This is a genomic window from Oceanobacillus alkalisoli (genome assembly GCF_021556485.1).
GTDB lineage: Bacteria > Bacillota > Bacilli > Bacillales > Amphibacillaceae > Oceanobacillus > Oceanobacillus alkalisoli.
On the sequence record NZ_JAKGBW010000006.1, the window covers coordinates 42,812 to 68,450 of the forward strand.

At 38.4% G+C, this 25,639-nt stretch carries 23 protein-coding genes and 3 pseudogenes; 7 read left to right on the top strand and 19 right to left on the bottom strand.

Going from position 1 to position 25,639, the window contains the following annotated elements; all coding sequences use genetic code 11:
- The first annotated feature begins 64 nt into the window (after positions 1 to 64).
- The gene (locus tag LZD48_RS07740) at positions 65 to 841 is read left to right on the top strand and encodes a Uma2 family endonuclease (RefSeq protein WP_235762163.1); all 777 of its coding nucleotides are present in this window, start codon (positions 65 to 67) and stop codon (positions 839 to 841) included.
- A 306-nt stretch (positions 842 to 1,147) separates the two neighbouring features.
- On the opposite strand, the gene LZD48_RS07745 is transcribed toward LZD48_RS07740, so the two are convergent.
- Positions 1,148 to 2,308: a plasmid pRiA4b ORF-3 family protein gene (locus LZD48_RS07745; protein ID WP_235762164.1), complete on the bottom strand. Its 1,161-nt coding sequence runs from the start codon at positions 2,306 to 2,308 to the stop codon at positions 1,148 to 1,150.
- Positions 2,309 to 2,350: 42 nt separating this feature from the next.
- Positions 2,351 to 2,599 (bottom strand): DUF6429 family protein, encoded by a 249-nt coding sequence (locus LZD48_RS07750; RefSeq protein ID WP_235762165.1) that lies wholly within the window; start codon positions 2,597 to 2,599, stop codon positions 2,351 to 2,353.
- A gap of 512 nt (positions 2,600 to 3,111) precedes the next feature.
- Between LZD48_RS07750 and LZD48_RS07755 the strand changes: the two genes are divergently transcribed.
- The gene (locus LZD48_RS07755) at positions 3,112 to 3,687 is read left to right on the top strand and encodes an SCO family protein (protein ID WP_235762166.1); all 576 of its coding nucleotides are present in this window, start codon (positions 3,112 to 3,114) and stop codon (positions 3,685 to 3,687) included.
- Positions 3,688 to 4,626: 939 nt separating this feature from the next.
- On the opposite strand, the gene LZD48_RS07760 is transcribed toward LZD48_RS07755, so the two are convergent.
- Positions 4,627 to 5,958: a CoA-disulfide reductase gene (locus LZD48_RS07760; RefSeq protein ID WP_235762296.1), complete on the bottom strand. Its 1,332-nt coding sequence runs from the start codon at positions 5,956 to 5,958 to the stop codon at positions 4,627 to 4,629.
- 306 nt (positions 5,959 to 6,264) lie between these two features.
- Here LZD48_RS07760 and LZD48_RS07765 point away from each other — a divergent pair, with 306 nt between their 5' ends.
- The 4 genes from LZD48_RS07765 to LZD48_RS18755 all read left to right on the top strand — a co-directional run bounded on the left by LZD48_RS07765 (position 6,265) and on the right by LZD48_RS18755 (position 9,612).
- Positions 6,265 to 7,032, top strand: coding sequence for a gluconate 2-dehydrogenase subunit 3 family protein (locus LZD48_RS07765; protein WP_235762167.1), 768 nt, complete (start codon positions 6,265 to 6,267; stop codon positions 7,030 to 7,032).
- Positions 7,033 to 7,059: 27 nt separating this feature from the next.
- Positions 7,060 to 8,808: a GMC family oxidoreductase gene (locus LZD48_RS07770; protein WP_235762168.1), complete on the top strand. Its 1,749-nt coding sequence runs from the start codon at positions 7,060 to 7,062 to the stop codon at positions 8,806 to 8,808.
- Positions 8,809 to 8,828: 20 nt separating this feature from the next.
- The gene (locus LZD48_RS07775; protein WP_235762169.1) at positions 8,829 to 9,050 is read left to right on the top strand and encodes a twin-arginine translocase TatA/TatE family subunit; all 222 of its coding nucleotides are present in this window, start codon (positions 8,829 to 8,831) and stop codon (positions 9,048 to 9,050) included.
- Positions 9,051 to 9,486: 436 nt separating this feature from the next.
- Positions 9,487 to 9,612: a hypothetical protein gene (locus LZD48_RS18755; protein WP_255770907.1), complete on the top strand. Its 126-nt coding sequence runs from the start codon at positions 9,487 to 9,489 to the stop codon at positions 9,610 to 9,612.
- A gap of 94 nt (positions 9,613 to 9,706) precedes the next feature.
- Here the strand turns inward: LZD48_RS18755 and LZD48_RS07780 are convergent, their stop codons facing one another.
- The 16 genes and pseudogenes from LZD48_RS07780 to LZD48_RS07860 form a co-directional block, all read right to left on the bottom strand.
- Positions 9,707 to 10,270, bottom strand: coding sequence for an SCO family protein (locus tag LZD48_RS07780; protein WP_235762170.1), 564 nt, complete (start codon positions 10,268 to 10,270; stop codon positions 9,707 to 9,709).
- A 52-nt stretch (positions 10,271 to 10,322) separates the two neighbouring features.
- Positions 10,323 to 10,853 carry a chromate transporter gene (locus LZD48_RS07785; RefSeq protein ID WP_235762171.1) on the bottom strand — a complete coding sequence of 177 codons (531 nt, stop codon included), beginning with the start codon at positions 10,851 to 10,853 and terminating at the stop codon, positions 10,323 to 10,325.
- Complete coding sequence (locus LZD48_RS07790) at positions 10,850 to 11,407, bottom strand: chromate transporter (protein WP_235762297.1); 558 nt, start codon at positions 11,405 to 11,407, stop codon at positions 10,850 to 10,852. Before LZD48_RS07790 ends, LZD48_RS07785 begins: the two co-directional genes overlap by 4 nt.
- 493 nt (positions 11,408 to 11,900) lie before the next feature.
- A pseudogene (locus tag LZD48_RS07795) lies at positions 11,901 to 11,969 on the bottom strand (30S ribosomal protein S14); the annotation flags it as partial.
- 200 nt (positions 11,970 to 12,169) lie between these two features.
- A complete protein-coding gene (locus tag LZD48_RS07800) occupies positions 12,170 to 12,610 on the bottom strand; it encodes a cell wall hydrolase (RefSeq protein ID WP_235762172.1) in 441 nt (146 codons plus the stop codon).
- Positions 12,611 to 12,727: 117 nt separating this feature from the next.
- Positions 12,728 to 13,375: a hypothetical protein gene (locus tag LZD48_RS07805; protein ID WP_235762173.1), complete on the bottom strand. Its 648-nt coding sequence runs from the start codon at positions 13,373 to 13,375 to the stop codon at positions 12,728 to 12,730.
- A gap of 308 nt (positions 13,376 to 13,683) precedes the next feature.
- A complete protein-coding gene (locus LZD48_RS07810) occupies positions 13,684 to 14,757 on the bottom strand; it encodes a hypothetical protein (protein WP_235762174.1) in 1,074 nt (357 codons plus the stop codon).
- Between the two features lie 526 nt (positions 14,758 to 15,283).
- Positions 15,284 to 15,604 (bottom strand): hypothetical protein, encoded by a 321-nt coding sequence (locus tag LZD48_RS19205; RefSeq protein ID WP_438822750.1) that lies wholly within the window; start codon positions 15,602 to 15,604, stop codon positions 15,284 to 15,286.
- Between the two features lie 394 nt (positions 15,605 to 15,998).
- On the bottom strand, positions 15,999 to 16,169 hold the full coding sequence (locus LZD48_RS07825) for a nucleotidyltransferase family protein (protein ID WP_438822752.1): 171 nt from the start codon (positions 16,167 to 16,169) through the stop codon (positions 15,999 to 16,001).
- Positions 16,170 to 16,613: 444 nt separating this feature from the next.
- Positions 16,614 to 18,086, bottom strand: a complete 1,473-nt coding sequence (locus tag LZD48_RS07830) for an aldehyde dehydrogenase family protein (protein ID WP_235762175.1) — start codon at positions 18,084 to 18,086, stop codon at positions 16,614 to 16,616.
- Positions 18,087 to 18,366: 280 nt separating this feature from the next.
- The gene (locus LZD48_RS07835) at positions 18,367 to 19,050 is read right to left on the bottom strand and encodes a DUF421 domain-containing protein (protein WP_235762176.1); all 684 of its coding nucleotides are present in this window, start codon (positions 19,048 to 19,050) and stop codon (positions 18,367 to 18,369) included.
- Between the two features lie 163 nt (positions 19,051 to 19,213).
- On the bottom strand, positions 19,214 to 20,332 hold the full coding sequence (locus tag LZD48_RS07840) for a Ger(x)C family spore germination protein (protein ID WP_235762177.1): 1,119 nt from the start codon (positions 20,330 to 20,332) through the stop codon (positions 19,214 to 19,216).
- Positions 20,313 to 21,422: a GerAB/ArcD/ProY family transporter gene (locus LZD48_RS07845; protein ID WP_235762178.1), complete on the bottom strand. Its 1,110-nt coding sequence runs from the start codon at positions 21,420 to 21,422 to the stop codon at positions 20,313 to 20,315. Before LZD48_RS07845 ends, LZD48_RS07840 begins: the two co-directional genes overlap by 20 nt.
- The gene (locus LZD48_RS07850) at positions 21,400 to 22,890 is read right to left on the bottom strand and encodes a spore germination protein (RefSeq protein ID WP_235762179.1); all 1,491 of its coding nucleotides are present in this window, start codon (positions 22,888 to 22,890) and stop codon (positions 21,400 to 21,402) included. Before LZD48_RS07850 ends, LZD48_RS07845 begins: the two co-directional genes overlap by 23 nt.
- Before the next feature lie 408 nt (positions 22,891 to 23,298).
- A pseudogene (tnpC, locus tag LZD48_RS07855) lies at positions 23,299 to 23,831 on the bottom strand (IS66 family transposase); the annotation flags it as partial.
- Positions 23,832 to 24,208: 377 nt separating this feature from the next.
- A complete protein-coding gene (locus LZD48_RS07860) occupies positions 24,209 to 24,814 on the bottom strand; it encodes a TetR/AcrR family transcriptional regulator (RefSeq protein WP_235762180.1) in 606 nt (201 codons plus the stop codon).
- Between the two features lie 96 nt (positions 24,815 to 24,910).
- Here LZD48_RS07860 and LZD48_RS07865 point away from each other — a divergent pair.
- A pseudogene (locus LZD48_RS07865) lies at positions 24,911 to 25,623 on the top strand (GAP family protein).
- Positions 25,624 to 25,639 lie beyond the last annotated feature (16 nt).

The window sequence follows — 25,639 nt, forward strand, 5'->3', positions numbered from 1 at the left end:
CGGTCACGCTCCCTTTTTTATTCCGCTTTACAATTAGAATAGCGATTAAACAGGTGTATTCCTTATGCAGAAATACACCTGTTCTTCTATTTATCCACTTTTTCTATTCACTTCATTTACATTGCTGTCTAATCTAATTTTAAACCATCCTTTTTTAATTGCAAGGATCGTAATTAGAATCGTAAAACCTAGTGTTATTGTGATAAAGAGCCATGATTGTGAGTTCACAACCATCACTGGTGAGAAGGTAATACGCATTAACTCTACTGAGCCAATTACAATAAATGCTAAGCCAAAGTCATTGAGTGTATTACTTTTCAAATCAGGATCAACAATTCTGAGTAACGCAATCCCCATTGCTACTGCTCCTGTTGTCCAGCCCCAAGTCAAACTTCTTAGGAATTTATCAGCAGCTTTCTCTAATTTCCTGCAAGATACTGAATGTGAAGTTTACTTTGCTCTTTTTGATGTTCAACTATTTGCGGAAAACAAACATGATGCGGATATTGATAATGTCGTTCAGCCGGACCTATCTGTTGTGTGTGACAAAGGTAACCTTGATGATAAAGGTTGTAATGGGGCGCCAGACTTGATTATTGAAGTACTTTCTCCTTCTCCTATTAAGATGGATCACTGGAACAAGTATCGGCTTTATGAAAAAGCAGGAGTCAAGGAATATTGGCTTGTTGACCCAATTAATCAAGCAGTGGAAGTGCACCTTTTAGTTTCTGCACACTATGAATTCCAGGGTGTCTTAACGGAAGAAGATACGATTTCTGTTCATATTTTGCCTGAATTGACATTAGATTTGTATGAAATATTTGATTCAGATGGATCATGATAAAGAGAAACTAACAATTGTTTCTTATACAGCATCTCCATCAGTTTAACGGCCACAATTGCTTTATCCAAAAATAGAGATGGAGTTATCTTCAACCTCCAATCTGATGGTAAGGATTGGGGATTGGATGATTTCATTTTGTATTGGACTTTTGGCATAGGTGACAGGTATTTCGATGCGATAGGACAGTTTTCTAATTCAACAAAATGCCGCTTAGCTACTTCTGAAACCTCAACTTCATTTTCATCCCTGAGAATACTAACTTTCTTTGTTATTCACTCCTTACCATTGTTACAAAAATATGTGTCAAATAAAATGCGGTGAATAATAATATTTATGGAACACTCGAGTCAGCCGATTATTTATTTGCTCGGAATTCAACTTTCTTTCTTTTTGACTTTCTGCCCAAATCATCATTTCCTTATTCCTTGGATCATTTTCATTCACTATGACTTCCAAATATTCTTCATATCCAAATAAGCCACCCACATCTTCTGGTGGTCTTTCCCCATTTCCATCTAGGTATGTCGCTCTAAAGTCATGAGACCTTTCCGTTTTTTCCAGTGTTATATGATGGTACCACGAATCTCCAAAGTCATATTCATATATGACTTTATTATGTTTCGAAAAAATTTCCTCCAATGAAACAAACCGTTCTTGCAGAATATCAAATTCCCCATGATCTAAAAATTCCAGCGTTTCCGGATGATCGTCCATTATTATTTTAATTGGCTTATTTCCCTCCATATCCACTGTAAATTCATGTAAATGGTAATTTTGCCAATCAAAGACCGTTTGGATTATATTATGAAGATGTCTAAATGAAAACGTCGATGGCACGGTAACCCTTCTCCAAACGTCATGACTGCCTAAATCGATTTGTATTTTCAGTTGATAGCGCTCATGATCCAATACAGGTATACATTTATCGTTATCTAATTCATAAACAGCCCCTAAACAATTTAGCATTTTTTCTACAGGATAACCATATTCATCCGAATCATTGATCTTTTGGATCTGCCTTCCCGCTAAGAGGCTTATATATTTTTGAATTTTCGTATCTTCATTCAAATATTCTGACATAAATTCAATTTCCCGTACCGTATTATTCAGCTTTGCCACCATGCTTCTATTAGCTGTTTTGGAAAAAGAAATTTCACCTGCTTTATGAATATAAGCGTTAATGATAGTTTGACTGACACCTTCGATACGTAAAACTTCCGTAATTGCTTCAAGAATTAAGCCTCTTGCATTAGAAAAGTCCTTTTTAACCGGTCGGTATATTACGACTGGATATCTCGTTTCGTTGTTCATTAAAATAATCGCTTTTCTTCTGTTAATACTGACAAAATTGGCGTGCCACGCCATAAAGCTATTCGGAAAATGTTCATGACCTTCTGGTGTAACTAATTCATCTCCCTTTATACCTAACTTCTCAAGTAAAGCTTTCGTACATTGGATCATCATCTGTCTCACCTCTCTGATAATAATTCAATATTCACTTTCATTTTAAATATCTTGAATTTGATACTTCTTCGCTATCTCTTTCGCTTCTTTGATCCCTGCCTTCGTTAAATAGACCGATTTGGAGCGCTTACTTCCACGAATGAAATCTTCGTCAGTAAGTTCATCAAGAATATCAAAGGGATATCCTTTCCAACTCCTTCTCGTTTCTCCGAATAGTTCTTGTAGTTCTTCCTCTTTCCACGATGTTAAATATAACAATAGCAAGGTTAGCTCCTTCACTTTCCGCTCCATTTGCGATCCTCCTCATCCTCTCAACTCGCCAAGCGCATTTCAAGATATAACCGTTCAGTGTAGATTCATTTAATGATAACGTATATCGACATACTAAATCACTTCATCCATTAACTATATGAATGAATTTCATCATTACCAAAGTCGGCTTCTCCATCACCATATGTAGTTGGGAACGAACCAACTCAACTACATATGGTGATGGTGAAGCATTAAATACGTATTATGAAATTCATTAATTTAACTAAACTTGATTTTTTCCATTTTTGAAAAATCAAGTTTGTGAAACAGGACAAGTCCTATCTTTTTTGAGCAATTTTCCAAAAAAAATGCAAAAATGAAGTTATTTATATAAAATAATATTACAACATTGTGAATCTCAAACAACTAACATCAAATTTTCATATAGATTTGCTATAGTAAAGTAAGGTTAATTTGAAGGTAAAAAAAGTACCTCTGATTTTTTTAGACATAGCCATTTATATTAAATTGAAAAAAGGAGAATTCATAACGTGAAAAAATTATTTGCTGTTTTAATATTTTGTGCTGTAGTCCTGCTAGCAGCGTGCGGCGAAGAGATAGAACCGAATATGGAAGGAGAAGTAGCGGACTTTAGCTTCACTACACAAGCTAACGAAACGTTAAGCCTTGACGATCTTAGAGGCGAGTGGTGGATTGCAGATTTTATCTTTACAAATTGTACGACTGTTTGTCTTCCAATGACAACCAATATGGCAGACTTACAATCTAAATTAAAGGAAGAGGATTTAGATGTTCAACTTGTTTCCTTTAGTGTCGACCCTGATTATGATAGTCCTGAAGTACTTATAGAGTATGCCAAAGAATATGATGCCGATTTCAGCAATTGGTCTTTTTTAACCGGATACGACTTTGAAACGATTAAAGAATTATCCATGAATTCATTTCGATCTGTCGTCGAGCAAGCGGCTCCTGGCGATGATCAAGTGACCCACGGGACAAGCTTCTTTCTTGTTAACCCAGATGGCGAGATTATCAAAAGATATAGCGGAGTAGATAATAACGAGATGGATCTGATTGTCGAAGATCTCAGATTAGTTTTGAACTAATAATGAAAAATATTCATGGAACAAAGGCGCAAGCGCCCTTGCATGTTAAAAACGCGATCGTCTTCGCAACACCTGCACTAGCACATCCAGTAGTCGCAGCAACGTACAAACTATGCCTCTCAGGAAGGGAGGTCGTTCGATGTTGCCCTAAGACGGGGCGAACTTAATCGAACTTCCCCTTTACTGGAATGAGATAACAGAAACATGCCCCTTTAGGGGTAGACGTGAGTTGGGCGTTAGCCCGTTCTTAGTCGGCCTTCCCTTTTTCTTGAGTTGATGTTGACTTTCGGCGACTAAGCCTCATACAAACCAAACGGCTAAGTCTTCTTTATCGATTGGAAGAGTGTGAAGTTTGGGACTGCGCATTGCTCGTCCCACCAAAAGATCTGCTAGTCGCTGGACGCAGAGCGGACGTGGCTAGTGCTAGCAACTTTAGTTATCCACAGCATTTTTATTTTATAGTTTCCAAGCTACTAAAAGAAAAGCAGCGCTCATAATCAATCTCTTTTTCATACGTATACCTCCATTTATGTCAATATCCGTATCGATCATATTCATTAAAACTTGCTTACCTCTATACAACCGCTATCCATTCTTATCGTACTTACCCAATGTGAAAGAATGATGAAAACGGTGTATTTTCATAACGTGAAACTTCAATCCGTGAGGTTTTCGGGAGCACAGGAGGTGCTAGTATCAGCGTTGCGAAACGAATCGCGTTTCTAGTCGACGGTACTTACCCCACTGATTGCTGGTTGAACGAATCTGAGGTGTTAGCTCACGTTTCTTCCCACCTAACCTTTCTCGACATAACCTGAATTCTTGAGGAATGTTACGGACGGTTACAGCGGGACAAATTCGCTCAAGGCCTTCTAACAAGTTAAAAAAAGAATAGCGAGCAAAATAAACCTGCTCATTGTTCCCTTTTGTTCCAATATTTTAAAATGTCTTCCTTGCCATTTGTTGAAGCGGATCCCATACCCCGTTATATGGAGGTGCATAACTAAGGTCTAAATCAGCCAGTTGCTGGATCGTCATCTGATTGTAAAGCGCAGTGGCAAGTACATCGATACGTTTATCAACGCCCTCTTTACCGATAATCTGTCCTCCAAGCAGTTCATTCGTTTTGCCATGATACAGCAATTTCAGATGCAAGATTTCTCCGCCAGGATAATAGCCTGCATGCGAGTTTGCCTTCCTTGTCAGCACCTCATAGGGAATACGAAGTCTGCTTGCCTCTTTTTCGGTTATACCTGTACGACCTAACGTTAAACCAAAAAACTTAATGATGGATGTCCCGACAATTCCTTTGAAAGGTAACGGATTCCCGGCCATATTGGCTCCGGCAATTCGGCCTTGTTTATTTGATGTCGTCCCGAGCGGAATATGGTCATCCAGCCGTTTCACGATATGGTACTGTGTCGCACAATCACCAGCAGCATAAATATGTTCAAGGTTGGTTTCCATATAAGCATTAACATGGATTGCTCCTTGCCTCGTCATCTGAAGGTTTGTATTTTTTAAAAATCCCGTATTGGGTCTAACGCCCATTCCTAGTAAAACAAGATCTGTATGATGTGCTTGTTTGTCCGTGATCACCGTTTCAACCCGCTCGTCACCTGCAAATGCTTCAACCGATTCGCCAAGTACAAGCTGAATCCCATTTTCTCTAGCTTCTTCCTGAATCAGTTCAGCCATGTCTTGATCAAATATCGATGCAATTTGTTTACCGCGTTGGATAAGGGTGACTTCTTTCCCAAGGCTTCTGAAGCTCTCCGCTACTTCCAAACCAATGTAGCCACCACCGACAATCGTAACGTGTTTTATATTCTCGTCTAAATCTTTCAGAATCGCTTCTGTATCGGTTATTGTTTTTAATGTATGGATCCCCTCCAGTTCCATGCCCTTCCATTCCGGAACGAGTGGGTCGGAACCTGATGCGATCAGCAGCCGATCATAATTTAATTGAAAATCTTTGTTTGCTTTTGCATCCGTTCCATAAACGATTTGTTGTTCGGCATCTATATTCGTTACCTCCGTATTCACTCGGGCATCGATCTTATACTTTTCCCTGAACGCTTCAGCGGTTCGTGCAACGACGGCTTCTACAGATGGAACGACACCACTTATAACATAAGGCAAACCGCACTGTCCGTATGAGTAGTCATCACCACGTTCAAGAACCGTCACCTGTGCCGAGTCATCGGTGCGGATTATTTCCATTGCCGCACTCATACCAGCAGCGACACCTCCGATAATTACATAACGCAACATAAACTCCTCCTATTAGTATCAAGATATCATTATAGTAAGATAGTTTAACCACAAATGTACTCTTTTCACTCTTATCGTACGTATCTAATGTTAAAGAATGATGAAAGCAATAGCAATTTTCGCGGGATTCTTCTCTCACCATTAGTAATATTTTAGTATTGCATAAATTTGACTGTGAAAATGTTATATTACCTACAAACTTGGGTATAATAAAGTTGATAGACATTAGAGTTATATAAGCGTATAATCTTAAATCGTACGTTGTTTTTTAAGTACATATATACATTTGAAGGGGGTACTATCTTGGCTAATGAAAACGCTAATAATAAAAAAACAATGAATCGCAGGATATTTATGAAAAATGCTGGGATATTTACTGGTGGTATAGTAGGTGGATCTATCCTCGGAGGGATATTATCGAATCCGTTTCTAAAAGAAGAATCAGAGTCATCGCAGCCTGCAGTAGAATCAGCCGAGGATTTCCAAGAAGCGCGTATATTTTTTGACCGCTTTGAAGACTTTGTAATTCTAAGAGCTGCAGTAGAGCGTATCTATCCGGAAGATGACAATGGACCAGGGGCAGTTGCGCTAGGCGTGCCATATTTCATTGATAAGCAATTAGCAGGCTCATGGGGAACGAATGCGAAAGAGTATATGCAAAATCCATTTAAGGTCAATGGTGATTCTGAAGATGTGATGCGTTATGAAACACCACTAAACAGAGGGCAAATCATCATCGAAGGCCTGAGGAAAATTGATGCGGTAAGTGAAGAACAGTTCGGTGAAAATTTCGTTAACATCGACGGAGAGCAGCAAGACGAGATCTTACAATCATTCGATAATGGAGAAGTTGAATTGACTGGTGTAAGTTCGCAGCAATTCTTTAGCATACTTCGAAAAATGACGATCGAAGGTGCCTTTGCCGATCCACTCTATGGCGGAAATAAAAACATGGATGGCTGGAGAATGGTAGAATATCCAGGTCCACGTCCAGGCTTCATCGATATTATTGAAGAAGAAGAATTTATCAAAATGGATCCGCTCGGTTTGAAAGACTATCAACAATCATAAGCGTAAACAAAACAGGAGGAAGATTTCATGGCAATAAAGCTGGATAAAGTAGATGTTGTAGTAGTTGGTACTGGTTGGTCAGGTGGTATTGTATCCGCCGAGCTTGCCAAAGCTGGCTATAAAGTTGTTGGACTGGAACGAGGAAAAGAAAAATCAGTCAATGACTATTTGGGAAGTAAAGATGAACTTAGATTTACACAGCGTTATGATATGATGCAGGATTTATCAAAGGAAACAATTACTTCTCGCAGTGAAATGGACGAAGAAGCTCAGCCAGTCCGAACACAAGGTGAAATGATGGTTGGTAATGATGTAGGTGGAGGCAGTGCACACTGGGCAGGCTGTACGTTCCGTAATAATCCATTTGACTTTGAAGTGTACAGTAAGACGGTTGAAAAATATGGGGAAGACAAGATTCCAGAGGGAATGACCTTGCAAGACTGGGGTATCACCTATGATGAATTTGAAAAGTACTATGACCGCTTCGAAAAAACAGCTGGGACATCAGGAGAAGACGATCCATTAGCACCACCTCGTTCGAATCCTTACCCAAACCCGCCACTCAAAAGCTCGCCTGCAATCAACTTATTTAAAGAGGCAGCAGAGAATCTCGGATACCATCCATATATGATTCCCGCAGGTAATATGAGTGAAGCGTATGAAAACCCGGATGGAGAAAAACTGAGCCAATGTCAATTTTGTTCCTTCTGCTCGCATTACGGGTGTGATTTCGGAGCAAAATCGGATCCTGTCGTAACTGTTATTCCGACAGCGCAAAAAACAGGGAACTACGAGCTTCGTCCTCATTCCTATGCCCGTCGTGTGGTACATAATGGTGAAAAAGCCACTGGTGTGATATATGTAGATATGAAAACGGGACTGGAATACGAACAGCCGGCAGATGTAGTCGTTTTAGGGGGATTCACCTTTACAAATACACGTTTATTACTACTCTCTGAAATTGGTAAACCTTATAATCCGGAAACAAGAGAAGGTGTAATTGGAAGAAACTTCGTCGGCCAATTCAATAATACGTTCCTTGGGGTTCGAGGCTTTTTCAATGACAAGAAATTCAATATGTACGGAGGAGCAGGTGCGCTTGGTGCAACATTAAGAGACTTTACTGTGGAACATATTGATATCGAGGGTAAAAACTTCTTGCATGGCGGACACCCAGAAATCAGACAGTATGGATTGGGACCAATTCAGAGTCTTGCTGTTCCAAGTGATACGCCTAGCTGGGGTGCCGAGTTCAAAAACAACTCTGTCAAATATGCAAACAGTATGCTGCATGTTTGGTTTGTACCAGGGGTTATGCCATGGTGGCACAACTATACAAGCTTAGATCCGACTTATAAAGATGCTTTTGGAGATCCGTTACTGCGTATAACAAATAAGTTAACGGACCAAGATATTAATATTGCGAAGTACGGCATCGAAGTAACTAAAAAGATTATGGAAGAAATGGGCGCAGATATTATTGATGAAGATGAAGTGCCAGAAAAATTTGACCATATCTACAGCGGTGGGCATTATGCTGGTGGAGTAGCGATGGGTGCCGATCCGGAAACTTCTGCAGTCAATAATTACTTGCAAATGTGGGATATGGAAAACCTGTTTGTCACAGGCGGATCCGCGTTTCCACACTTCTCCGATTATCACCCGACCGGAACAATCGGCGCTTTAGCTTATCGTGCTGCGGAAGGTGTAGAGGAATACCTCAAAAAAGGTGGATTACTTGCCGAAAAGAAAACGAAGACACATAAAATGGCTTAAAAGAAAAGTAGGTGAATATTATGGGTATAGCTAATATTGGTATTCCAGGCTTGATTCTTATTGTTGTACTAGCTCTAATTATTTTCGGTCCAAAGAAACTGCCTGAAATTGGAAAAGCAGCCGGAGAAACGCTCAAAGAGTTTAAAACCTCGGCTAACGAATTGGTGAGTGAAGACGAAAAGAAAGAGGAAGACACAAGCGACTTAGAAGTTAGGGAAGAAACATCGGATAAACAAGCTTAATTACTTATTGAACAAAGGCGGAAGCGCCCTTGCAGGTTAAAAACGCGATCGTCTTCGCAACACCTGCACTAGCACATCCAGTAGTCGCAGCGACGTACAAACTGTGCCTCCCAGGATGAGAGGTAGTTCGATGTTGCCCCAGGAAGGGGCGAACTTAATCGAACCTCCTATTAGATAAAGGAAACATGTCCCTTTAGGGGGAGACATGAGTTGGGCTTTAGCCCGAATTTAAACGGCCCTCCTTTCGTTATGAGCCGATGTCGACTTTCACCACAAGGGTATAAGTGCGCCTAAGCCTCACAAAGACCGAACGGCTAAGTCTTCTTTATCGATTGGAGGAGTGTGAAGTTTGATAGTTGCTGGGCGCAGAGCGGACGTGGCTCGTGCCAGTAACTAATAGTTACTTACAGTATTTTAACTATTTATAGTCTCCTGAATGAATTTCATCATTACCAAAGTCGGCTTTGCCATCACCGTATGTAGTTGGGAACGAACCAACTCAACTACATATGGTGATGCATTAAATACGTATTATGAAATTCATTATCTCCTATGTAATTAAAAAACTCCTTCGAATCACTCGTGCGAAACGTACACGATTCGGAGGTGTTTTTATATAAAACAATGCAGTTAGGTCGGCTAAGACTATAATTTTTCTATAATACGGACTTTAAATCTTTAACAAGTTCGTCAAGCTCAACCGTGCTTGTTCCATCATATTTTTTTACAATGTTTCCCTTAGGATCAATCAAGTAAAATCCGACTCCATGAGCCCTTTGCCCAATAACTCCTTCTTCAAGTACAGCTTTAAATGTATGCTCCGATATTTCTTGAATCGTTTCAAAATCATAGCCAGTTAAAAAGCTCCATGTCTCTAAGTCTGCATCATACCCTGCGGCATATTCTTTCAATACTTCAGGTGTATCGTATGCTGGATCAACACTAAAGGAAACAATTTGCGGACTTAGACCATCCTCTTTCAATTTCCCTTGTACTTCAGCCAGATTCGCTGTTGTTCTTGGACAAACCGTCCGACAATTCGTGTACATGAAATTAGCTACCCACCACTCGTCTTGAAGTTCATCCGAATGTAACATTTTCCCGTCTTGTGTCACGAATTCAAAGTCCACCATCGGTTCAGACATATTTGTTTCTATATTGTCACCACAAGCAGCTAGGAAAATCATGATAAAAAGTAATAAAAATTTCCGGACTTTCATTCTTATTCCTCTTTTCTCCGTACAGTATATCGATAACTTTCTCCGTTATAACTTACGCGATGAAAACTGCTCCATAGACAAGGGCTCCCAAAACAACAAATACAGGACTAACCCTAAATCGCTCAAGGGCAAGAAAACTTAAAACTGCAATGATGATTGTATGATAAATTCCCGATGTCTCATAAGCATTCATGAAAAAGTTGAAGGTCATCACACCTAACAAAACAGCAATGGTCGGGCGAATATATTGTGTCAATCGCTTCACTTTCGGGGAATCTTTAAACTTTAATAATAAGCCTAACAAAGCAATCATTAAAATCATCGATGGTGCAACGGCTGCAAAGACACCGATAAAAGAGCCTAACACACCACCCATTTCATAACCGATATAGCCTGAAAGCTTTGTCGCAATCGGACCTGGCAAACCATTTCCCAATGCCACCATTTCACTAAATTCAGTTACCGTAAACCATTCATATTTATGAACCACTTCATGTTCCAATAATGGTATGGTCGCTGGCCCCCCACCATAGCCTAATATATTCGCGATAAAATTAGCTTTAAAAATTTCCCAATATATCAATTCTCATCAACTCGCCTTTCTTTTTTTCCTCTGGAAAGCAATGCAGAAATAATGAGAACCAATATTAATATGGCTGGATGAATACCGAGCATTTCCATAACGACTAAACTGATGATTGTTAGCATAATGGTTGGCAGCCACCCCATTGTTCGCTGGGAGAACTTAATAAAATCCCAAGCCAACACACCAATCATCACACCAGCAACCGGAATAACAGCTTTCGTCATTCCTTGGACCCATGGAAGATCTTTATAAGCGTTTAAAACTGTTAATAATAAGATCATTAAAACCAATGTCGGTAAAATTGTCGCAAGGAGTGCATTCAGCATCCCGCGCCATCGATCAATCCTCCAGCCGACATACCCGGCAATTTTCGTATTAACAGGCCCCGGCAACGTGTTGGCAAGTGCCAATACGTCTGCAAATTCTTCATCCGTCATCCATTTAAATTTCGTAACCACTTCCCTTTGCATCAGCGGAATGGCCGACAAGCCACCACCATAGCCGAGCATGCCCGCCCGAAAAAAAGCCATGAAAAGATCCTTCTGCCTCACCAACGTTACCACTTTCCTTCTATCTTTAAACATTACAAATACTTTCCATTTGATCGTAACAAATATTGAACATTTTTACGAATTTGATTGAAGCTTTATTTTCTTATCACTATTAATGAATTTCATAATACGTATTTAATGCATCACCATCCATATGTAGTTGAGTTGGCTCGTTCCCAACTACATATGGTGATGAAAAAGCCGACTTTGGTAATTATGAAATTCATTCGTATGTGCAAAGAAATAAAAAAATGAGACCCTGTTTTTATACTATATCTCTTCTATTTCTCCTTTTCCTCTTGTGGTATTTTGTGGCTACCCTTTTCATTTTTGCTTATTTTATCTACTCTAGGTGCGTTGACAGAGCTTGCCTCCTGCTTTTTTACTGCTAAAAATACAAAAAGAGTCCGAATAACAGCTAAGTTATCGGACTTCAATAAGCTTTAAATAAAAAATAAATGGTAACCAATCATCAAAAAGTCAGGTGCTCTTATTACCAGCTTGCTTTTTTCACGCCTGGCACTTGCCCTTTATGCGCATACTCTCTAAAAGCGATAACGCTCTCGGTTCCCCATCGGAATACTGCTACGTAAATCTCCACTTAAATAGGGAACTCCTGCTAAACAGAAAGTTCCCTTTTATGATTCATGGATTAAAGGTACACCAAAACAAAGCTGGCTGTGTAAAAATTACTAGTTTCAAGTACGTTGGTACATAACAGGCACACAGTTGATTTCAAGATGAATCAATGCCCATAAACTCCTACCTCATATAAACACTTTCACATGTTCCTGGCTGTGGTTCATAAAAACAATGCAGTTTGAATTGACCCGTAAAAGGCTGACCGTACCATGTTGGCGGACACGGAGCATATGGATTAAAGTACCACAAAGCAAATTTCGCGGGATGATCCCGCCATGATTCTAAATTTCGTCTTGCTAATCTCCTCTCCTTATCTCTTGCTCCCTGATAAAACACATTGCCCTTCTGAACAGCTTCAAAAGAGAAATTTCCCCCTTGGACTTGAAATATTACATCTTCAATCGTTCTAACATCAATAAAGTCTAAACAATTTGCTACTGCACGGTTCACAATTACATTTCCGACATACAACATTCCTTGAACGCCTTCACCCTCAGCTTCCGCTCTCATCATCCTTGCCATTAAATCAACGTCCGCTTCCCGATAAGCTACTCTCGCCATTTCTTCACCTCCAGGATATAGTATGAAGAAATGTGTATATGATGTTTCTTTTATATAGATTTGCCCATTTCCACTCCCTTTGAATTACTCAACAAAGCATGCAGTGAATGTGTCCTATTATTTTCTTGTTCTATTCGATTTTTCTTCACTTAAATTCCGATAAAACCTTTCCTTGGAAGAAAGATAACGTGTGTCTGATCGTTCCCTGGATCTTTTTATTTGCCCTTCAACATACATCACGAGCGGTAAAATCCCAAGTACATATCTTCCAAAACGCCCCACTTCAATGTCTGGCAGTATTTCTTCGACAACCATCGGAAATACAGTAAACACCAAAAGAAGCATCATAACTAAAATAATTTCAGCATTAAATCTGCTTCTTATACGAGTAACTTTCCAACCAAGCATCACAAAAAAAGAAGTAATATATACTGACACAAGACAAAATCCCGCATATAGCAGAGTAAAAAATACCGATTCTCTCCTGCCATCATCAAGAAGAAAATTTATCGGCTCTCCTTGATAAAGAATCCCCTCTTCACTTCCAGTAAAAGTGAAATATACGATCGCCATATAACCAACCATGAAAAACATAAAGAAGGTTAGAGCTAGAACAACGACACCCCATAATAACACGAAGAGTCTTCGCAGTAAGCCAAAGATAAGACCAGCACCAGGAATTTTGCTTAAAATATAAACAATAAAAATAATACCAACAAAACCAACAACCACAATTAGGGTGGAAAGAATTTCTTCCGTAATCACAATCTGCCCCTTCTTTTATCTCCATACAAAGAAAGATATTGATCCTCTTACCATTTATTATCGTATTCTTCGATCTTTATATACTTTACCAATTACTTAGCTATTCTTGGTGGTTGCATGACTGTCAGAACTAAATTGTGTCCTTTCTTAAGGTGGTTATCCAGTCATTCATTTAGTCATTAACCAAAGCACCAAGCGTCATTCACACATTTCTGTCTGTTCAGGTAAAAAAGATTACACTATACGGAAAAATCTTCCTTCTCGTTCATCAAATAACCAAGAAAAACTCATAATTTGGTAGCGAATGATCAAATATTATAGTTCAGCACTTTAGAATAATCAGGAAATAAAAGGAGTTCCGGATGGAAATAATACAATTGGACATCGTCGATCTTGTCTTTTTCCACACTAATATAAGCTTTACCTGTTATCGAGTCCCCTTTTTCTAATTTCCCTTCCAAATCGTATAAATCTATCCAATTTCCATCGATGTTAACATTAAATGTATGTATCACTGCTTCTCCATCTACAACAGGCTTTGGCAGAGCTTGTTCAATGGTTTGAATTTCATCGATTGTATTTTCAATCGTTATGTCTAGTACTAGCGCTGACATATCACTTAAATCCACATTCCCTTGTTCAAGGTCAGGATTTTCTTCAATGCTCACATCATCGATCGTAACCTGGAGGCTTCCATTATCTTCATAATCTAGTAAATAAATTGGCTCTCCCATTTCATATATACCAATTTTACTCTCCTGTTCTGATTGCGGAGTGAAAAATACAACTTCAGGTATATCTTGTGTAATGTTCCATAAAAATGCCGATGTATATTCATCATTTTTCTCCGTGACGACCGCACCTACTAAATCCAGTGTTTCGTTGGGCTCAAGTGCATAATCGAAGGATTCAAATTCATCTGCAAACTGGTCGTTTTCCGGATAAGATACATCCACTTCTGTATTGGCTGCTGTATATTCGGGCAACAGATCGGGCAACCCAATTTCTTCATCACTTAAATTTGTCACAGTATAATCAATAAACGTAACATTCGTATTTTCATCCGGTGAAGAGACTCGTTGCTCCACAAATTCTGAATGATCCTGAGCAGGTTCTGTCCATACTTTATTGACAGTTACTTCTGCATCTGCATCCGAATAGTATGTGGTCATGACGAATGGTTCTCCGATTTCATGATAGAGATCATTAGATTCTTCTGCATTCTCCGAGCCATTTGAATCGTTATCAGCTGTTGTTTCTTCCTCAGCCTCTGTTGGTTGTGCAGTTGCAGTTTCTGACACATTATCGTTGTCTTGCGAACACCCTGTTATCAACAAGAGCAATATGATAGAAAACAAGGTTAAAAGCCTAGTGTGTTTCATAGGGAATCTCCTCCAATTATTAAATTTTTGTAGGTAAAATGCATATACTTGTAATTTCCCCGTAATTATTTAAATAATATATCTTTACGTTTCCTCCTGTCAATAGACCATCTGACGTATTATTCTTTTACTATATCAGTTGAATGAAATAAATCGCATGCTTAGTTTGTGCGGGATTCTTGAATGAGCATGCGAGTTCGTACGGTTATGGTGTGGGATTCTGGGGCGGCGAGCGAGGTTGCGTGGTTATCGTGCCAGATTATCGGGTGGTGTGCGAGTTTGCACGAGGATCGTGCGCGATTACCAAGGGGCGTGCAAGTATGTACGATTATCGTGCGCTAATTCTCGGACCGCGTGCGAATCTGCTGATTAATGCAACCTGTGTAAATTTCAGCAAAAAATTTTTTGTGTATTCCATATAAAAATTCGAATAATCTGCGTAGATTTTATAAAGCAACCATTGGTTCACGCCAATCTGGGTCTCCCTCATGAATTGGATTAGGAATATCACAAACACTATTTTGCATCAGGATAAGTAAATCATCTTTGCTAGGAATATATCGGTAAAGTACATTGGTGTCAATCCAAGAGAAGATGCAACTCGATTCATCGATACAGATGAAAGTCCTTCTTTATCAGCAATAGCGACTGCAGCATCTACAATTTGATCGATACTTAATTCTTTTTTAGGTCCCCTATTTGATTGTTTCTTTAAGCCCTTGTTTGAATCATAGTAGAAACCAAACCCCAAGAATTTCGTATTACTAGGGCGGGAGATGCGACTCTTTTCGGCATTCACGATGAGTCCTAATTTCTTCTCGATAAATGTTGTAATGGAGGCAAGCACTCTGTTGGCGGCTTTCTTAATAGGGGACTCCTGAGCCGTCCGTGAGACCTCCCAGGGTAAGGCATCTATCTTTCCGCTTTTACTCGTCTAATCTACTCTATAGGGTTACGCACATCTTTAGGATTTTGGCTTGTTGTGGAGCCTCGTCCACCTATCGAGCCTTTGTATTAGATTTCTATTCGTCAAGTCAAGCTTTTGATACGCGCTTCCTTCAGCCCTTACCTCACGATAAGTACCTTGCGCTTCTCTAGTGGTTGGTCGATATGTACCCCCACAGTGGACTTTCACCACCTAGATAGTTGCCATGCCTGGCACATACAAAAAAGGCGATAATCCTTCTTGAACTATCGCACCCTATAGTTGAATAAGAGCATATATATTTAATTTTAAAGTTCTATAGATAAACTTCTCCATATTTCTTCACATTTTTTCTTCTTAATACGTTCATCATATATTGAATAAAAATCTTTATCCTATATGTAGGTCTCACCTTCATTTCAAACAAATCCTTTAATCCATAGGGAGCCTTAATTTCAAGTTCTTTATTACGGAGTCTTGCAACGATTGCAGTTGGGGTTTCAGGAAAATGTTGCCGGAGGTTTGCAACCGTATGGAATAAAAACGTCTTCTAATGTTCTTCTTACTCCCTCCGCATTCGGTAAAAAAATCTTGAGTACCCTTTAAATTTTGATAATCCATCTTCTTTTTCCTTGACTCCAATATTTTAATAAATGATTGAATTTCATAATTACCAAAGTCGGCTTTTCCATCATCATATGTAGTTGGAACGAACCAACTCAACTACATATGATAATGGTGAAGCATTAAATACGTATTATGAAATTCATTAAAATAAAAACCGCAATTGATTTAAGTGTGGAACTTAATCAAATGCGGTTTAATGATAAATAGCCTTTCTATTTACGATTATTAAAATCAGATAGCGTAAAGGGGGATCGATGAGATAGAACGCTTCGAATTTTATAACCCCTCTGTCTCTAAAATTATTTTATTCGAGATAATTCGTATGAAAAGGACTTTCCCTCTCTTCAGTTTGTACAGAAACCCATTGGACGGTAGTAAACTCTTCTAATGACCATTCCCCTCCAAAGCGACCCAGTCCAGAATCTTTCTCGCCTCCGAAGGCAATCAACGGCTCATCGTTTACACTTTGGTCATTCACATGAACCATGCCGGAAGTAATCTGTTTCGCTGCTTCTACCCCTCTTTCTGGGGAACCCGAATGAATTGCCCCACTTAGACCAAATGGGGTATCATTTGCAATACGGATTGCTTCTTCATCACTTTCTGCAGAGATAATAGTAGCAACTGGGCCAAACATTTCGTTTTTAGCTGTCGCCACCTCATTGGTACCAGTTAATATATAAGGATGCATGACATTGCCTTCCACTTTTCCTTCCAGTACAACTTTAGCTCCTTGTTTCTTAGCCATTTCAATTTGTTCAAGTATCCGATCAATTGCTTTTCGATTGATCAATGGACCGATTAAATTATCCTTTTCGCTTGGGTCGCCCACCTTAATTTTTTTCGTCTTTTCCACAAACCTCTCAATAAATTCCTCATATAAATCTTGATGAACTATGATTCGATTAATAGCCATACATATTTGTCCATTATGCATAAATTTACCGAATAGTGCAGAATTTACCGCACCTTCTACTTGCGCATCACCAAGCACGACAAGCGGGTTGTTTCCTCCCAACTCGAGTGCAACTTTCTTAATATTTCTTCCACAAATTTCACCAATATGCCTCCCTGCCGGCGTGGACCCAGTAAACGAAATTAACCGTGGAATTGGATGTTCCACAAATGCATCGCCTATTTCTTCTAATTTTGGAACAACAACGTTAAATATTCCTTTCGGCAATCCCGCCTCTTCAAATACTTTTGCAAGTAATATTCCGCCGGTTACCGCTGTTTGCTCATCAGGTTTCAATACGACCCCGTTACCGACAGCCAGTGCAGGTGCAACTGAACGCATTGCAAGATACATTGGAAAGTTGAATGGCCCGATTACTCCAACTACCCCTAAAGGCTTTCGGTAAATTCTATTTTCCTTTCCTGGAACAAGGGAAGGCACAATCTCCCCATTCATTCTAAGTGGAAAAGAAGCAGCTTCCCTCATAATTGCGATGACAAAGTCAATTTCGACGTTGGCCTTTAGATGTGATGAACCACCTTCCCTAATCAAATGTCCAACAAACTCTTCTCTTCTAGCTTCAACAATCTGCACTGCCTTTTCCATAATGGAAGATCTTTCAAATGGATTATAATTTAACCATTCGTTTTTGGTCTGTTCAGCGGATTGATAAGCTTCGTCAACATCTTCCTTACTCGCTGTTTTTATTTCTTGCAGAACTTCGTCATTATAGGGGTTTTTCACTTTATAAGTGGTTTCCCCTTTACCATCACGCCATTTTCCAGATATATAATTTTTATTCAAACCCTCGTAAGGTGTCATATGATTAATTCTCCTTTTATTTTATGACTTACTATGAGTTTTACTCTTTGGTTCCTTGTTATACCTTTTAGGAATGGAGAAGGAAACTGGTTACCATATATTGAATTGAATTCAACTGTAATTGTTAACAATTGAATGAATTTCATAATTACCAAAAACGGCTTCTTCGCCACATCATGTAATTAAGAAAGCTTCTACGCAACTACATGTTGTGGCGAAGGAGCGGTAAATCCTTATTATGAAATTCATTAAATTGATTATGATTATAAAAAACCTCGTTTTATTTAGGACTTACATGTATGCCTTCACCCTCTCGCCAATCTGCGTAGAGTATACGCTTTACATAATCATATCCATTGGTAGTCAACTGCTCATTTAACCACTGTTGATCAAATCCGAGTTCATGCACATTGTCCCATAAAACTTCCCCATCTATAATTAACGATGTTGGGAGATGTACTGGAGTTTCTATAAGACGTAGAGCTTGCTTGTCTGGTATTTGATACCTGGATTTCAATAATATACTTATTTGCCCATTAGCTTCTAATATCCCGTATTTGACTTCGCGAACTGAAAAGACATTATTTTGACGGAGTAGACTCAATACTTGATTTACATCCAGTCTGTTCTTTGTAAGTAACTTTCTGTCTATAATACCATCTCGAATGATTATGTTAGGATTGCCTAGTAGGAGAGAACGAGTCGATTTAATTTTGAGAGTCATAAACTCTACTCCCAACATAAGAAACGTCCACAATCCGACGGCATATAAAAAATAAAAAACCCCTATCTTATCCTCATAAATGGAACTTCCTAAAAAATGTCCTAGTCCTAGAACAAAAACTAAGTGAAACGGGGTTAACTGATAGATGGATGTTCTGCCCGTTATGATAATGATAAAAAATAAAGTGGCAAAACCCACGATGACTTTAATCGTCAGTAAACCAATATTAACTTCTTCCAAAGATTTTTCCTCCGATTTAAGTTTTAGTTTGTTGTACCATCATGTCTTGGATTTTATTGATTCCAATAGAATTCTAAAGGCTGTACGGTCTTTCCCTCCCACTTATTAAGAACAGTAAATAATATAAGTTGTGAACTTGCCCTGTAGATTTTCAGTTAAGAAATCAGAACATGATTTTACCATTTCTAATATTGACTTTTACCTTTGGATGAACAAGGATATGCTCATAATAATTTTCTCCCTTTATTTCTTTCCAGATAGAGGGATGAAAGGCAACGAGTTCTCTGCCTAATCCAAGTACGTCACTTTGATTCTCTGCAAGTTTTTTAAACAGAGTATCCGCTTTTTCAGTAAGAATCATGGATAATTGACTTTCCAAAGAATCGATCACTTCTTGCTTATATAAATGGTTTGGAGGATAGTCAACAATCTCCACATCCAATTGCAGCATAATATCAGCATGTACTTTTTCCTCTTTTTTCAGCTTAAGTTCTCTTGATACGTTTTTTACATTATAGCTGACGGATACGCTAGCTTCTTCGTCCAACCTTTCTGTTAAAAGTGCCTTTTTAGATTGTTTTCCCATAAACAACAATAGAAAAGTACTTTCAGCAGGGGAAAGAAACTGTCCGGTAAAGCTGTTGTTATGAAAAAGAGCAGCCCCATTTATTTTGACTTCATCGTCCGACTCGTCCTTGCTCAAATAAGGAAGCATGAAATCTTTTCCTTCATCAAACAAATAGGTGCGAATCGATCGTAGTGTTATATCCTGAATTTTCGAATTGATTTCACTGCTGTGAATCAATTCGTATAAGTACTCCCCTTTTTCAACTTCATTTTTGGATAAATGGGTGATTATCTCATTTGCACTGTTATCTGTCACAGCAATTTTGGCGTTTAAATCCACCCTCGGGTCCCGGTAAAGAGCATCCAGCACATTATAAATATCACCTTTGGCAACGTCGATTCCTAAGATTAAAACTCTTCCTTTTGCTGGATCGTAATTACCGGCTACGCTCCTGTCAATTGTCACGCTTGCCTCTTTTATGGAACTTCCATTTCCGGTTACCAGTTTATTCGATATAGATATTTCCCCCCTGCTTGACTCACTAATATTCATATCTCTAAGAATTGAAGTTATTTGATAATCCCCCTCCTCCACTAGGTCAAAACCTGATAAATACACCGTACGGGTATTCTTTAGCAGTCTTTCATCCCAGCACCCAGCTAGTAATGGAAGAATAAAGAAGAGCAAGACGAGCTCAGTTTTCCTTTTCCTCATAGGTCGATGCCGCCTCTCTTTTGAAAATAATTGTTATGAAAAGCAGTAAGACAGGGATAATAACGGCGAAAATTAAACTTATATGCTTTAACCATTCTTCAATTAAGGTGATCTCCATATAATAAAATATGATTGAAACGATAAACACGAATGTTCCAGCTAGCATCACAGCAAACTTATGTTTAATACGGAATAAATTACTTATCCCCAAACTTGCTGAAAAGGAGTAGCTGATAATAGTAGTAAAAACTACCAGACCCCAGAAAGAGAGAAATATTAAATCTAATCGGCTTAGCACTCTTATCTCCACTGCACTCAGTATGTATAGAACCGGTTCCTGTGTGATTTTCATTTCTTCTGGACTAAGCATCACCGTGCTTATCATTACGATATACATTAAAAAAGTTGTAATAAAAAATATTGCCGAAAATGCCCCTTTCAGTGCCGAAATACTTTTAGACTGCTTCATAAAAGCGAAATAAATGAGTAACGTTTCAAACCCTATGAAAGATACAAAGGTATCCTCTGTACTTCTAAGAATATTCCAGCCACCATTAGAACCAATAGGGAAGAGATAGCGGACATCCAAAGATGGATCCTTATAAACAAAAAATGTAATGCAGAATAAAAGCAGGTTGAACAAGAATAGGAAAGAAAACAAAGATAACATATTTCTTATTGAACAAATACTCCCGTATATAAGCAGAACGAATAATATCAAAAGTAAAATCCATCCAGGAGTTTCAGGGAGTATCCATCGTTTTAAAGTATCTGTGTATATAATGAAGATATAACAAATGATGGTCAGCAGATACATAATAAACAAAAAATTTAATACCGTTCCAACCGTTTTCCCCAAGATTACTTTAGAAAAATCAAATAAAGTAAGATTCGGGAACTTTCTGCATAGCAACCAAATCATCAGTACAATTAGGTGAATAAAAAATCCGGTAATTAAAATAGAAATCCATCCGTCACTGCCCGCTTTTTGATGCGTTTGGTGAGGTAATGATAACAAGCCTACCCCTATCACCGATTGCACCAGCACGTAAAATAAATGTACAGAACTAATACGGCCCTTCACTTTCATCTTGTTTCCACTTCCTTGATTGTATTTCCCGCTTGAAATGGGGGGAATCTTTAGGCTGTTTATACATCATCCATGAAGGAACACGAAGAATCGTATCTTTGAAATCCTTTATATTCAACGGAACAAACGGTGAAAAGTATGGAAAACCGAATGAAGTAAGGCGTGACAAGTGAATTAACACACATAACACTCCGATGACGATACCAGAAAAGCCAAATATAGATGCCAATAGCATTAAAGGAAATCCTAAGACACGAATCGAGCTGCTCATTTCTATGTTTGGCTGAACAAATGATGCAACGGATGTTAAGGCAACAACTATAAGCCCACCATAGGAAACAATCCCTGCTTCAACCATTGCTGTTCCTACGACTAGCCCTCCAACAATTCCAAAAGTCGTGGCAACAGAAGGTGGCAGTCGAATGGACGCTTCTCTTAACAACTCAAAGGAAAGCTGCATAATCATCAACTCTATAAATGGCCGAAATGGTACATAACTCAACGAAGACTGTAACGAATAAACAAGCTCCAAAGGAATTACTTCATAATGGAATGAAACGAAAGCAACATAGGATGCCGGCAGGATAAGTGCAATGATATAGCTGAATAGACGGATAAATCTAAAAAATGAACCTAACCACCAACGAGTAATATAGTCATCCGGTGTTTGAAAGAATGTCATAAATGTCGCTGGCAAGATAATTACGGAAGGACTCCCGTCTAAAATTAAAGCAACCCTCCCGTCCTTTAAATTTGCGGAAGCTTTATCTGGCCGTTCCGTAAGTAAAAGCTGGGGAAATGGAGTAACGGTGTGATCTTCAATGCAATCCTGAATATCTCCTACTGATCGAATGGAATCAAGTGTAATACTTTTTATACGTTGATCGACCTTTTTGACGATTTCCGGATCTGTCATATGATCCAAATAAATCAGCGATACATTCGTTGTTGTTGAGGAACCCAATGTATAATTTTTAACTGTGAAATCGGGTGATTTCGTTACAGCACGGAGTAAAAAGACGTTTTTATCTAAGCTTTCCACAAAACCTACTTTTGCCCCAAGGATTGTTTTTTCTACGACAGGCTCTGCAACTTCTCTATCGGTTGATGCGTTAGCCTTTAGGAGGAATCCCTCACTACTGCCGCCTTTTTCCATTAGCAGACAATATCCGTCTAATAATCCGTTGATGGCTGTTTTATTACTTTTAGTAGTGCTGATTTCCTGGCTATATAGTTCATTTGAAATATCGTTGTTCTCCATTTTTGTAAGGGGTTTAATTATCTTTGATTCAAACTTTTCCTGGTCAACTAATGAATTGATGTAAAGGATTATATAGGTTTGCTTATCACTATGTATTTCCCGTTCCTTTAAATCGCTAGTATGATTTAATTGAAGTTTGATGTTCTCTATGGAGAGATTTTCCTGATTGATCAAAGACTTTTTGGAGTTATTTCTTTTAAGTCGCATCCCTGCACACCCTCTTTACCGCACTTCTTGTCAGTAGTATGTGGAACTTGAATACAATTATTCAAATAGAAGATGGAAGCTGAATCAAAGAGAATGTAAGGACATCAATGGGTCTATTTCACATGAACTTTCTTCGCCCGGAACCCCATAAGCCATATACCACAAGCTTGTACGATAATGGAATTTTGGAGATTATACTTTATTCCGTTTTTGTACCCGTCTGTTACATATACGATGCCAAGATATTAAGGGGCAATAGAGAGATTTATCAATAATTCCATTTGAAAGCATTGTAGTTACTGAATGGTTTTCCCCCATAGCTAACCAATAATGGTTCCGTTACTTTTATTGTATTTAATAAATTATGTAGCCCTTGAATCCTTTAGTCTCGAGATATGACTATGAATATTTCGGCAATACCCGGGGGGTTGTTCACGGAGCCATGCTGAAAAAGCATCCAAAATGGGCTGGCTGCGTTCTAAGCGTTCTTTATAGCGTTCTTCAGGACTGGCGTCCTTCAATTCACATTCAATAGCGAAAAGTTGGTTACAGAATGCTAGACCTTCCTTCGCCTTAACGTGGGTTGTTTTCGCCGATTCAGGAAGAGCCTGAAGGGCTTCCGTGAATTTACGTCTGGCATGCGCCAAACAACCAACCAGGGTAACGAAAGCTATACCATTGTAACCTGCATAGCCATCCACTTGGATATATCCCTGGAAATCCTTCAGAAATCGGGAAGGATGTTTGGCTGCACGAGTACGCTGGTAATCATACAAGATGATTGCAGGACTCATCCGACCTGTACGATAAAGCCACATATAAGATTTGGAAGTGGCTGGCCGATCGGGTTCCGAAAAGACCTGAAGGCTCGTCTCATCCGCATGCAAAATATCCTTTTTCAGGAGATGTTCTCGCATCTGATCATAGATGGGACTTAACCAGGTATTTTTTAAACCTATGATTAAAAATGTGAATTTTCCATCTAATTTACTGCCATTCTAAAATTATTTATTTTTAACTTAGTTGAATGAATTTCATAATTACCAAAGTCGGCTTTTCCATCACCATATGTAGTTGGGAACGAACCAACTCAACTACATATGGTGATGGTGAAGCATTAAATACGTATTATGAAATTCATTAAGTTACAAGCTTATCCGTGAACTGTATTTTTACTAAAAATATGACGGCTATGCCTGTAATGGAAGGAAAAGCTGTAATATACTAAAGCCTACTTCATGCAACTGTTCACAAAATGCCCCTTTGAAGTGCATCTCGTTATAACCCAAATGGACTATAACTTCAGATACATTATCAATTAACTCAATTTACTTTCATCGCAGAGTGTTTCTAAATGATAACGGATTACTTCCTTCACCTTTTCTGGAGTGTAGACATCAGGTCTTAACAGAGCATGAATGGACAATCCATCAATTAATGCCGCTAGCCTACTTTTTTCTAATTTTACATTAGTTGAATCAGATAAAATCCCTTGTAGAACTAATATCTCAATCATTGAATTTGCTAATTCATACATACCGTTAGTCATTTCATCTTTTTTTTCTTTTAATGTATCACTTGTAAGTGACTGAAGTGCAAGGATCAACCAAACGCTCGTTTCGATTTTCTTTTCTTCATCAATTGGTACAAGCTCCAATAAAACTTCTGCGACTGCCTGCAATGGATTGTCTGACCAACTTTTACTTTGAGAACGTTTTTTCCCTTCTTCCAGGTAATAATCCATGATAAATAATAACATTTCATCCTTAGTTGAAAAATAATGTCTTAACGCTCCAGCAGACATGCCTGCTTCAATAGCAACTCTTCTTATAGATGCCTTTTCGATTCCCTCTTTCTTAATAATATTCCAAGCGACCTCAGCAATTGACTTCCTCTTTTTTTCATGATCAACAATCCTTGGCATAAAAAATCACTTCCTTTCCTTAACACAGTGTGTTATTATAATTTTAGCACACTGTGTTATTTAAATTATAACATATAAAAAGGAGGGACTCTATATTTGATCGAAAGTATTGAAGCATTAATGCCTTCTTCAACAATAGACACATCGATAGCTTTGCTAATTATTTCTATTTGCGCATTAATTGATATATTAAGTCCTGGTGTATTTGCTGTAACAGCCTATTTATTATTGACACAGCCTAATCAATTATCTTCTCGTTTGCTTGTTTTTTTGTTTATTACGCAGTTTGGCTATCTTCTGGTGGGCTTATTACTATACTTTGGTGGAGATTCACTATTGAAAGGAATCGGAAAATTATCTGAATTTGACTTTATCAATTGGTTTTATCTCCTTTTTGGAGCAGTTATGGCTCTAATTAGCTTCTGTAAACCAAATGATAATACAAAAAAACGTTTAATTTCATTTATACCCCAAAAAACAACGATGAAAGGGATGATCATGTTAGGTATCATTGTTTTTCTAATTGAATTTGTAACTGCTTTGCCTTACTTTTATTCAATTTTGTTAATGAATCACCTAACAATTGAGCCTTCCTCTTCTATCTTTATTATAATTGGCTACAATCTTGTAATGGTGCTTCCTTCTCTTTTTTTGTTAGGGGTTAATATTATGTTTAAAGAAAGACTGCAACTATTTCTAAATAAAATTAGATCAAAATTAAATGAAGCTCCGATTTCCTCACTCTTGGTAGCGATAGGAGTAGTAGGTGCGGTTTTTTTAATATCGGTCTTAGAGGCATATTAAATTAAAAAATTATTAATGAGG